Raw genomic sequence first — 10296 nt, forward strand, 5'->3', positions numbered from 1 at the left:
TAGTCGCACTGTGGCGCCGCCGCGCCGCGCCCGACCCAAGGGGGACACTCATGAAGAACACTCAGCTGCTGCTGATCAACGATATGTGCGGATACGGCAAGGTCGCGCTTTCCGCCATGCTGCCGGTGCTGTCGCACATGGGTTACCGTATCCATAACCTGCCGACGGCGCTTGTGTCCGATACGCTCAACTACCCCAAGTTCTACATCCACGACACCACGGAGTACGTGCGTCAGAGTCTCGCCATCTGGGAAGAGCTCGGCTTTGAGTTCGACGCCATCTCCACTGGCTTTATCGTGACCGAAGAAGAGACGCGCATCATCTCAGACTTTTGCCACCGCCGCGCGCAAAAGGGCACCAAGGTATTCGTCGACCCCATCATGGGCGACAACGGCAAACTTTACGCCGGTGTGCCCGAGTCCACGATCGGTCTCATGAGGCATCTGCTCGAGTGCGCCGACTATGCGGTGCCCAACTATACCGAGGCGTGCCTGCTCACCGACACGCCCATTGCCGAGCAAATCACGCCTGACGAGGCCCACGCCCTTGTGGACGCCATGCGCGCGCTGGGCGCCAAGTCGGTGGTCATTACGAGCGCTGTGGTCGACGGCACGAACGCCGTCATCGGTTACGACCACGTGGCGGGGGAGTACTTCACGATTCCCTTCGACCTGATCCCGGTCTATTTCCCGGGCACCGGTGACACGTTCTCGGCGGTGCTCGTCGGTCGCGTTATGGCTGGCTGGAGCCTGCAGCACGCAACGGCCGATGCCATGCGTGTGGTGGCCGAGCTTATCGAGCGCAACGCTGACCAGGAGGACAAGTCTGCCGGCCTGCCCATCGAGGCCTGCCTGGATGTGATCGACCATGAGTAGCGCCAGCGAAAGCGGCCCCGAGCCCGCGAGCGAGGGCAAGTTGCTCGGCGCGCCACGCGGCAAGCGCCCACGTATCCGCATTAGCTGCGTGGACCAGCTGGGCACGTGCCGCTGCCACCATGGCCACAAGCCCGGCGACGTCTTCGACTTCGACCGCGATCGCGGCAAGATGTGCTCCATGGCCTGCCATGTGGGCTTTCCCTATATCGACATCCTGCGCTACGGCGGAACCGTGCCCGGCAACGAGCCCGGTACGGCAAAGTTCTGCTGCCCCGAGGTCGATACGTTGAACGTCTGGCTCGCCGAGATCGTCGACGAGTAATCGAGCGTGGATTTTCTCCCACCAAGATAATGAGCGTGGATAATCTCCCGTTTAGAGCGCCGTTTTGCGTTCAAAGTGGGAGATTATCCACGCTCAATTTGTATGCGGGAGATTATCCACGCTCATTTTATGCCGATGGCGTGGCTCACGCATCCGCGCCGCCCGGGCGCCTACAGTTGCTCGAGCATGGCCGTGCAGCCGGCGAGCACATCGCGGTAGGTGGCATCGAAGTTGCCGGTGTACCAGGGATCGGCGACGTCGCCGGGGCGATCGGTCCAATCCAGCAGCCGCGAAATCTTGCCGTCGGCATCGTCGCCGAAGATGCGACGCAGGCCGCGCGCGTTCTCGGCATCCATATAGACGATGTGGTCCCAGTCACCATACTCCGCGCGACGAACCTGGCGCGCGCGGTGCGCAACGACGGGAATCCCGACCTCGCGCAGCTTGGCGACGGTGCCATGATGCGGAGGGTTGCCAATCTCCTCGGTCGAGGTCGCGGCAGAATCAATGACGAACTCCGCCTCGCGCCCAGCACGGCGCACCAGCTCGGCAAACACCGACTCAGCCATCGTCGAGCGACAGATGTTCCCATGACAGACAAATAGGATTTTGCGCATTGGCTAAAACCTCTCGAATATCAGAGTTTTCGCAGATAATCGCACTGCTTTTTGATCCCTCGTCAAGGACAGAATATCAAATTGATTCATAAATGAGCGGATTATTCTTCTTTCCAGCGTCGTAAGAATTGTCGTAAAGAACGAGGGTTTACGACTTGTTGTCACAATGTTGACCGTCCTTTGCATCCAATTTTCAGCATATCCTCTCTGACGTCGTCGAAATCAAGATGGGTGTATGTGTTAAAAGTCACGTTGATGTCGGAGTGGCCCATGATGCATTTTAGCTTCGCAGGGTTCATTCCCCTGCGTGCCATCTTCGAGCAGAAGGTATGTCGGCAGACATGTGGTGTGATTTTGGGAAGCTCATCCTTGTAGATGCGATTATGTTTCTCTATCGCGTGGTGGAAGTACTTCTCCCAGTGCAGGGCAACACGCGGCATCTCGTTTTTATCAAGAAACAGAAAACCGCTAACACCGTCAACGACCGGCTCACTCGAAGGCTTTAGACGTTGCGCAAGGATACTCCTGAAACACTCTGTCACGGCTTGAGTCATGGGAACATAGCGGATCCCGCTCTCCGTCTTGGGACGTTCGATGTAGTATCGCATGTTGCTGGTCCGCTGAAGTTGCTTGTTTACCCGAATGCTTCCGTTTTTGAAATCAAGGTCTTCGACGGTAAGACCGCAGAATTCAGAAATGCGCAGGCCCGTATTTAGAAGGATGTAGATGGCGTCACGATAGCGGTGAAAGTGTTCATCGCCCTCCACGAAAGCAAGAAATCTGCGTTCTTGGTTAGTGGCCAAGGCCTTGCGTGTAACCATGTCGTTTGTCAGTATCGTTGCGAGCTCGAAATAGAAGGGATTTCGGCGAATCAGGCTGTTCTCCTCTGCCAGTTGAAACGCCGGTCTCAGAACACCACGGATGCTATGGATTGTGCTATAGCGCTTGCCGTGGATTTTTTGCAGGTTGATGAGCCATTCCTTGGCATCAAGGGAGGTGACACCGCATATTCGTCGCGAGCCGAATTCATCTGTAGCAAGAAAATTGAGGATTGTCTTGTAGGCGGCTCGAGTGGATTGTTTCACGGCAGTCTTTGTTTCAGTGTAACGAGATGCGAGTTCGTAGACTGTCATATTGTTCGGCGCGACCTTATCAAGCAGATCGCGCTGGATCTCATGCTCCAACGCGCGCAAGCACGGACTGGCTTTCTTCCCCTTCGGAGTTAGATCATGAGTTGTCAAGGTCCACGAGTAGACGCTCCGCGTTTTACCTCTTGCATCCACATACTTGAAGCAGTAACGGCCGTTTTTTCTCTGGCTTTCCCCGCGTCTGAGGATTCGCCCTTTGCTGTCTTTTCTCACAGTCACTAGCAGGCTCCTTCCTGTTCAGAAAAGAGCCCTGATGCGATATTTCAAGATTATCGCACGGGGCCCGATTGGTTAAGCTGTCAAGTGCGAAACGGTGTCGAGAAGCTCTTTATAAAGAGCGTTGGCGCAGGACGAGGGGGCGAGTCCTCGCGCATAACTCGAATATGGGTTTGTACGAGAGGAACCTTCGACCGGCCAGTATCCGTCGAGATCGTGCCTAAACTCAGAGAGACAGATCTCCCTCGTCTGCATCTCCGCAACGACGGAGAGGCGCCTCTCAAGTTGACCAAATCCGTCGACATCGTTTTGCGGACGATAAGTCGCGGATCGGCGCATCTGTTCTCCATAGAATTCCAAGGGGCTGTAGGGCGTCGTGACGATTACGAGATCGGCGGCTATCGCTTTGTCGGAATATCGGGACGGTGCCATCACCTCATGCTCCATCGCATAGGGATCCGTGATGCGAAGCAGGTCGGCGTAGGGGATGGATGAGGGACGAAGTTCGTCAAGAATCACCGTGTGCTTGCCCTCATACCCCTGAAAGATGTCTCTCGTAGATCCAGAGACGAAGAACGGTTCGCCCTTCCGCTTCGCATAGAGCTTTGCGAGGGTGGACTTCCCCGTTCCAGCAGGCCCGAAGATCCAAACTGATTCCACCCTTCTTTCGCCCTTGAGCATCAACCCCCGCCATTCCCGGGCCTGAACCTGAAGGCGGCGTGCATAAACGTCTTCGATCTGACGCTATGTCCGGGCATATTCGGATCCGGAGAGCTGAGAGATCAAGGACTCCTTGTCGATACGACCTTCGAGAAGGTCATCGAGAAGGACTTTGATGCTGCTATGGGACCTCGTTCGAGCAACGCGCGACTCAATAGAAGCAAGTAGCGCTGGGTAATCGAAATTGGAGCGCACGATTTTGGGGTCGTACTGATGCTTGGATCGTGCGCCATCCGTTCTGTGGCACAGGTAGGAAAAACCGTTTTCCACACCTGCCTTCCAAGCCTCGATGCGCTCAGGTTTATCTCCAAGGAGCTTCGCGATGCTATTGAGCGAGCGCGGATTCTGGAACTCCATCATCACGTGAAGATGCGCGGCTGCCGGACGTCCCGCGTCCGTCGTGTCGCTGTCGTGCACGATGCCCGCATAGCGCTTCGGGGCGAGTGTTTCGATTCTTCGGTACATTTCGTCCACAAGACGGGGCAGGTGATCGAGCTGCTGCTCGTACATCATCGCGCGGGTCTTCATGGGCAGAGAATTGGTCATGGTTCCGAGTCCTTTCTCGTAAATGAGCTATTTCGGGACGATTTTGGAACGCGCCCGAGGGTGCGCCTTGGGATAACAAGCTCCCCAAGGCGCATAAATGAGCAGAATTTCAAGTAATGGAACAATCGACGGGGTCCGCTTTTGCTGCGCGAAGCGGACCCCGCGGTGGTTATTCTCTGAAGTACAGGTCAAGGAGCCGCCCAAGCTCGCGGTACACGGGGAAGTCCATGATCGGAAAATGCACAAAGCCGATGCGGTCGTGCGCCCCGTCCGTACTGCTGAACCAAGCGTCGCCCGGGGAGAAGGTGCGAGGTGCACCGAGGTCGAGCAGGCGTTCCGCGCCCCATATGAGCCGCGCCTCGGGAAGCGTCGGCTTGAAGAGGACGCGGGTGCTGCACGCCGAGCGCAGCATCGACGGCAAGCCCCCCTCCTCAACAGACGCCTCGGCGATCGAGATGATGGCGTAGCAGCCCGCGCTCGCCCCCATCGTTACGATGCGCTTCACCAGCCCATCAAACGTCGCGAGGCAGTAATCGGGGTCCTCCTTGCTCGCGCGCTTGGGAAACAGCGTGCGGAGTGCCACGTACTCATCCATGAAGAGAAGCGAAACGTGAAGCCCCGCATCCCACCAGTGCACGGCGTCTCCCGTCTCTGTCGACCTGTCGTTGAGGAAGCTCTGTCGCTCTTTGATGCTGTCGGCGAACCGTGATAACGCAGACAGGATTGCGCGAGCGTCCCCGTCAGCATTCAGTGAAACCACGCGAGGAAGTCGGGAGGGCTCGGCCTGCTTGGGGTCTATGATGAGGACTTGCGATCCGTGTCCGTCAGGACCAGCCAACAGGGCTTGGAGCAAGAGGGCGATCACGCCCGTGGTCTTTCCAGCGATGAGCATGGAACCGGAGGTGCGGAGGTCGATGCTCGTGCCGTTTTGAACGCGGAATTCGTAGGCGTTCGCCGGGCACAAATCCTCGACACGCGATGCCTTGATCTCTCGATGCAACGTCACATCTTCAAGGAAGAAGGTCACTTGATTGCATGCGACGTCTGCTTCGGCAAGTACGACGGCGTAGCGGGAGAACCTTCCGCGAAGTCGGGAGCTAATGCTAGGTCCCATCTTCGATATTTCTTCTGCCGTTGAGGATGAGGTTGAGATGGCGAGCTCGAACTGTCCAGGAGCCGTCTCTTTGCAAGAGATGTCGGGAAGAAGCTCGCCTTCTCGCAGGTGTAGAGGATTCCCGTAACGTGGATCAAAGAGCCCCTTCCTAATGCGTGCATGCAACCGTGTTGATTCAGATAGCATGACGTAATGTGTGATCCCTCCCGCAAACAACATGGTCCCAGCGAGGCTAAGAGTGGCCGCTGCGGAGGTAAGGTTGCCGCCAAACGCCATCACCGTACTGGGCTCTATGGCGATGGGCGCAAGAATGGTGTTCACGAATAGCCCGATGCAATAAACGCACGCGGCGACCGCAAATAAAGCGACCCCCAGCACACAAAGCTTTGCGCTGGGGGTCGAATACACGATCGCCGGTGCGCCACTGGAGTAACGCACCACAATCACCTAGCCCTTCGCGGGGATGACGGTAATGCCGTCCGCCGTGATGGACAACTGGTTGCGATAATCACCGTAAACCTTTGCGACCACGCCGGTGGGAATGACGTGCTGATTGACGGGAATCTCGATATCATTCGAAACCTTGATGGAAAGCTTCTCGAAACGATTGCTGACCACCTCGCCTTCGTTTTGGTGATACTGCGTGTTATCGGTTGTGATCACCACGTCGATCTTGGTGCCGCGATGCTCTTTGGTGTTTTAATCAACCCATTTACCACCTCCGACACAAAGGAAACGCTTGCCTTTCGCAAAAGCTTCCCAATCGAACTTCATAAACTGATTCAATTTCCTCATACTCGAACTCCTCTCAATCCAATTATTTGCTGACTCCGCGTTGCGGCTCGCCGTGGACATCGAGATAGAGGCGCAGGACGTTGCGCAAGATCTCCTCGACATTTCTTGTTGCGGCATGAAGATCATCGTCCCCAAACATTGCCCCATGGAGCTTCGTGTGGGCACAAAGAATCTGGCGATACATGACGCGAGAGAACATCTCTTCGGCCTTCAGGGCATGTCGAACAGCTCGTTCAGAACAAGTCGGCATGCTCGCCGAAGACTCCTTTATAGACGACATTGCCGTACTGGTTGTTGAGATGGAGCCGCATTCAAACGGTCCGCGCATGATCTTCGGTCGGGTCATACACACCTCTTTCCTAAAATTGGATATTACCGACGATTCGTCAATCGTCATCGAGCACTCGGTGAGCACATCATGCCATAAGCTTCTGAGCTGGGATTATTTCGCAAGGACCTGTCGTTCTCGACGTCCTCTGATGAGAAGAAGTGGGGCGTAATGATGACAAAGTATTCAATCACGGAACAAACACAATTTAATAATCACCCAGATGGGGCAAATATGGACATCCAGATATTGAATCGTCGGTATCGTTGGTGTCGCTGAGCCTTCAGGCTGAGGGGGATGGGCCATTTGCGCTGAGTTGCTTGCAAAACGGGGGAGGGGATATCAGAAGAAGGCGGCTTGCAGAAGACATGCCTGAGCGCTAGAGGAGGGGCTGACCAATAGTGTGCTCCTCTTCTGGGGCCAAATCCAAGCGGAGGGGGCATGAGGCCGAGAGGAACTGCTCGTCATGGCTCACCAAAACAAGCGCGCCGGGAAAGGCGGAAAGCGCTCGCTCGAGTGCCTCCACCGAGTGCAGGTCCAGGTGATTCGTGGGTTCGTCCATGACGATGATTTCGGGGGCATCTAGTATACCGCGGGCGAGCATGAGCTTCCGCAGCTCCCCCGGGCTGATGTTCTCGCCGGACAATATTCGTTCGGGATCCGAATTGAGTTGCGCAACGATCGAAAGCAGGGCTCCACGTTCGGCTTGGGGCAGGTCCTTGATTTCCGAGAGGAATTCAATTGAGGATGAATCGTCGACTTCCTGAGGGATATACAGCGTGCGAATGTCCAATCCCGTGGCCTTGCGGCCTTCCAATATCTCCAGGATATGCTTGACCAGTGTTGTTTTCCCCGCTCCGTTGGGGCCGCTTATGCCCAGATGATCGGTATTTCCCAGATAAATCTCGGGAACCCGCAAAGATTGCCTCGGGCCGCACGGTATGCGATCTGAGCTGACGTGAATCAGTGTTTTGCGCGGGCTGGGTTGCGCTTCCATCCACAAGGTGCTTTCGTAGCGCTTTTCGACATGGTGGGCGTCGACGGCGGCTTGCGCGCGCTGGATTCGGGAGTCCATGCGCGAAGCGAGCTTGCCCGCAACGCCGTCTCTGCCAGTGAGAATGGCGAGTTTGATTCGTGCTTTCGCGTCGTGATCCTTCGGATCGACATGACGGGCGCTTCTCTTGGATGCGGACCGTGAGGCGTTTTCAACGCGCCTGATATACTCAGCCTTCATGCGCTTTTCTTCGGATCGCGCAATCGATTTGGCCCGCGCCGCGCTTTCGCGCTCCAGATTCGCCTGCGAGCGAGCTTGGGAGTAGTTGCCGGGGCGCATGGTGACGTGCCCCGACTCAAAGCACAGGCAGTCCTTTGCCAAGGAGTCGAGCAACGCACGGTCGTGCGAGACGAGGAGGCCAATACCCTTGTACTCGGCGAGTGCTTTGCAAATCTGCCTTCTGCATTCTGCGTCCACATGGTTAGTCGGTTCATCCATTGCCAGAAGATCGGGATTCTGCCAAAGCGCGACGGCTATTTGAATTTTCTTCTGCTCGCCACCGGAGAGCTCGGAAAAACGCCAGAGCATATCATCGGTGATGCGGAGCATCCTTCTGAGGTGCGTGGTCGCCGGGGCGAAGTCGCACGCAAAATCGAAGAGCATGGGCGGTTCGACTCCGGCTTCTTGCGCGCAATATGCGGAGACGAGACGCGGTGAAACGACGCCGCGATCTGGAATCAGAAGTCCGCACGCAATGCGGACGAAAGTTGATTTCCCGCACCCGTTGTCTCCGACGATGCCGTGCCAGCCGGGGGCAAATGTCGCCGACACGTTGTCGAGTGCGGGCATTGCGCTGCCAGGATATGCATAAGTAATATGGGAAAGAACGAGGGTGGTGGAGCTGTTCAAATTGGTTCTTGACATTGTGCCTCCTCGGCATGGGAGGCCGCGTTTTGCCGCATATGCTCTGATTGGCTCGTTCCGACCAACGTGAACGCCCGTCGACTCGAGTCAAGCTGAAAGAAAATGAGTCGACGGCAATGCTCGCAAAGGTAGTGTTTAGGATATACGAGGATCAGTGAAAAGACGATACGACAAATGTGCAGCCAGATTTATTCTTGGATAGATGGCAATTTGCAAATTGGCGTCGATATGTATCGTCTACAGCTTCACGAATCCTTTTCCTTTCCGGGGCGCTGGCTTGGCATATGGGCCTGCGCTGAATTCTTCCGTAGAGTCTAACAAAGCAATAATGCGGACGCAAGGAGGCGTTGCGTCTGAAAGCACGCCATTGCGTTGGACGCTTGAAGGGGTTTGCAAGTCGATTGAAAGAATACTAGTGCATCCGCTTCTTGTAACTAGCATGCGATGGTGGTCGTCGTGAATGTTGAGCGAGGTCATCGACTTGATTTTTCTGGTGTTTGAGATATTAGCTTTCGCGATTTACCCTCCAAATTGCAGAGGTTTGAGACGACCGGAAAGGAATGCTTATGCTCGATTCTCCGTTCTTCAGCTACTGGGGAAAGGCGAAAGGAGTTGCTTTTCTCCATCACGGCAATATCGCATTGGGGCTCAAAGTCGTAAAAACGTCGTAAGGTACGCGATATGGTTCGCCGGGATCCTAACTAGCTAGGCATTTTTCTGAATCTGCAGATATTCCCATGACAGATAAACAGTACGCGTTGCATAGAACGATACCTTTCATATAGAAGGCTGCTAAAGAGTCGAAGCCGGGCGCATACAGAGTTTTATTTCTTGGCCAGTTTGAAGTAGCGCTCAAATATCAATTCGAAAACGTAATAGAACATTAATCGACTGTCGAGGTCCATGCTGCCCAAGCGGATTTCTTTTTGCACGGTGTAGATAGGGTAGTCGGCTAGTTTCGAGAGAGAATTTCGAGAAAAGCCGGTGAGTGTGACGACCTTGCATCCGCGCGTTTTGGCTATCGATGTGGCGTCAATAGACACCTGCGTCTCGCCGCTTACGGAAACGCTGAAGACCAGGTCGTTTTTGCCAAGCAGTTCTGCGTAATGCCTCATGACATGGCGTTCGCTGAGCGTATCGGTGTTCTTGCCCATTATTTTGAGCTTTTCAGCCATCTCGAGGCACGGGTATTTCGAAAAGCCCGAGCAGAAGAACACGATATGCGAGGCGTCCTGGATAAGACTCACAACCGAATCGATGACTCGGTCGTTAAGCAGATCTTTGGTCTGTACGAGCTGGGTATCAAGAGGAAGTGCCTCGATAGTGAATCGATTGCGATCGAGCGAGGCGGAATACGATTGTTTGAGCTCCGTAAACCCCGAGAAGCCAAGCTTATGAGCAAGCCTGACGATTGTATTGGGAGCGACGAAGAACCGTTCAGCAACGCTCTTAAGCGTGACATCGTCAATATCATCACGCAGCTCGATGATGTAGCGCATGATCTCGCTTTCGAGATCGTTGAGCTTGCTCTCGCCAGCCCGCACATGATCATAAAAAGATGCTTGATCTTTCATAAGATGTTCCAGCCCCTCGCACCTCGTCGTACATATGGTACCGCTTTGTGTAGCCAGGTGAGAAATCGGTAATCGGTCAAGATCGCCAATTGCCCATGCCTTGATTATCAACTTTATCCGAAC

Annotated in this window: 11 protein-coding genes; 2 read left to right on the forward strand and 9 right to left on the reverse strand. The window is 55.1% G+C overall.

Features of this window, described 5'->3' with window-relative positions; genetic code table 11:
* The first annotated feature begins 50 nt into the window (after window positions 1-50).
* Window positions 51-875: a PfkB family carbohydrate kinase gene (locus DXB98_RS05840; protein ID WP_117743457.1), complete on the forward strand. Its 825-nt coding sequence runs from the start codon at window positions 51-53 to the stop codon at window positions 873-875.
* On the forward strand, window positions 868-1197 hold the full coding sequence (locus DXB98_RS05845) for a TIGR04076 family protein (RefSeq protein WP_117743458.1): 330 nt from the start codon (window positions 868-870) through the stop codon (window positions 1195-1197). Before DXB98_RS05840 ends, DXB98_RS05845 begins: the two co-directional genes overlap by 8 nt.
* Before the next feature lie 170 nt (window positions 1198-1367).
* Here DXB98_RS05845 and DXB98_RS05850 read toward each other — a convergent pair whose 3' ends face one another.
* From DXB98_RS05850 to DXB98_RS05890, 9 genes are all read right to left on the reverse strand, one after another.
* Window positions 1368-1814: a low molecular weight protein-tyrosine-phosphatase gene (locus tag DXB98_RS05850; RefSeq protein ID WP_117743459.1), complete on the reverse strand. Its 447-nt coding sequence runs from the start codon at window positions 1812-1814 to the stop codon at window positions 1368-1370.
* A gap of 161 nt (window positions 1815-1975) precedes the next feature.
* Window positions 1976-3181 (reverse strand): site-specific integrase, encoded by a 1206-nt coding sequence (locus DXB98_RS05855; RefSeq protein WP_199407132.1) that lies wholly within the window; start codon window positions 3179-3181, stop codon window positions 1976-1978.
* Window positions 3182-3253: 72 nt separating this feature from the next.
* Complete coding sequence (locus DXB98_RS05860) at window positions 3254-3859, reverse strand: hypothetical protein (RefSeq protein WP_117734894.1); 606 nt, start codon at window positions 3857-3859, stop codon at window positions 3254-3256.
* Window positions 3860-3922: 63 nt separating this feature from the next.
* Window positions 3923-4444 (reverse strand): Rep family protein, encoded by a 522-nt coding sequence (locus DXB98_RS05865; protein ID WP_117743461.1) that lies wholly within the window; start codon window positions 4442-4444, stop codon window positions 3923-3925.
* Window positions 4445-4613: 169 nt separating this feature from the next.
* Complete coding sequence (locus DXB98_RS05870) at window positions 4614-5558, reverse strand: hypothetical protein (protein ID WP_147330301.1); 945 nt, start codon at window positions 5556-5558, stop codon at window positions 4614-4616.
* Window positions 5559-6005: 447 nt separating this feature from the next.
* Window positions 6006-6221 carry a hypothetical protein gene (locus tag DXB98_RS05875; RefSeq protein ID WP_117743463.1) on the reverse strand — a complete coding sequence of 72 codons (216 nt, stop codon included), beginning with the start codon at window positions 6219-6221 and terminating at the stop codon, window positions 6006-6008.
* A gap of 154 nt (window positions 6222-6375) precedes the next feature.
* The gene (locus DXB98_RS05880; protein ID WP_117734898.1) at window positions 6376-6699 is read right to left on the reverse strand and encodes a hypothetical protein; all 324 of its coding nucleotides are present in this window, start codon (window positions 6697-6699) and stop codon (window positions 6376-6378) included.
* A 361-nt stretch (window positions 6700-7060) separates the two neighbouring features.
* Window positions 7061-8599 carry an ATP-binding cassette domain-containing protein gene (locus DXB98_RS05885; protein ID WP_117743464.1) on the reverse strand — a complete coding sequence of 513 codons (1539 nt, stop codon included), beginning with the start codon at window positions 8597-8599 and terminating at the stop codon, window positions 7061-7063.
* An 824-nt stretch (window positions 8600-9423) separates the two neighbouring features.
* A partial coding sequence (locus DXB98_RS05890; RefSeq protein ID WP_233505106.1) for a MurR/RpiR family transcriptional regulator occupies window positions 9424-10296 on the reverse strand: 873 nt, incomplete at its 5' end.

This window comes from Collinsella sp. OM07-12, from assembly GCF_003438275.1.
Lineage (GTDB): Bacteria > Actinomycetota > Coriobacteriia > Coriobacteriales > Coriobacteriaceae > Collinsella.

Coding starts and splice junctions, on each gene's coding strand:
- DXB98_RS05850 (WP_117743459.1), bottom strand. CDS start 1,814: ATGCGCAAAATCCTATTTGTCTGTCATGGGAACATCTGTCGCTCGACG.
- DXB98_RS05870 (WP_147330301.1), bottom strand. CDS start 5,558: ATGGGACCTAGCATTAGCTCCCGACTTCGCGGAAGGTTCTCCCGCTAC.
- DXB98_RS05840 (WP_117743457.1), top strand. CDS start 51: ATGAAGAACACTCAGCTGCTGCTGATCAACGATATGTGCGGATACGGC.
- DXB98_RS05880 (WP_117734898.1), bottom strand. CDS start 6,699: ATGACCCGACCGAAGATCATGCGCGGACCGTTTGAATGCGGCTCCATC.
- DXB98_RS05865 (WP_117743461.1), bottom strand. CDS start 4,444: ATGACCAATTCTCTGCCCATGAAGACCCGCGCGATGATGTACGAGCAG.
- DXB98_RS05845 (WP_117743458.1), top strand. CDS start 868: ATGAGTAGCGCCAGCGAAAGCGGCCCCGAGCCCGCGAGCGAGGGCAAG.
- DXB98_RS05860 (WP_117734894.1), bottom strand. CDS start 3,859: ATGCTCAAGGGCGAAAGAAGGGTGGAATCAGTTTGGATCTTCGGGCCT.
- DXB98_RS05885 (WP_117743464.1), bottom strand. CDS start 8,599: ATGTCAAGAACCAATTTGAACAGCTCCACCACCCTCGTTCTTTCCCAT.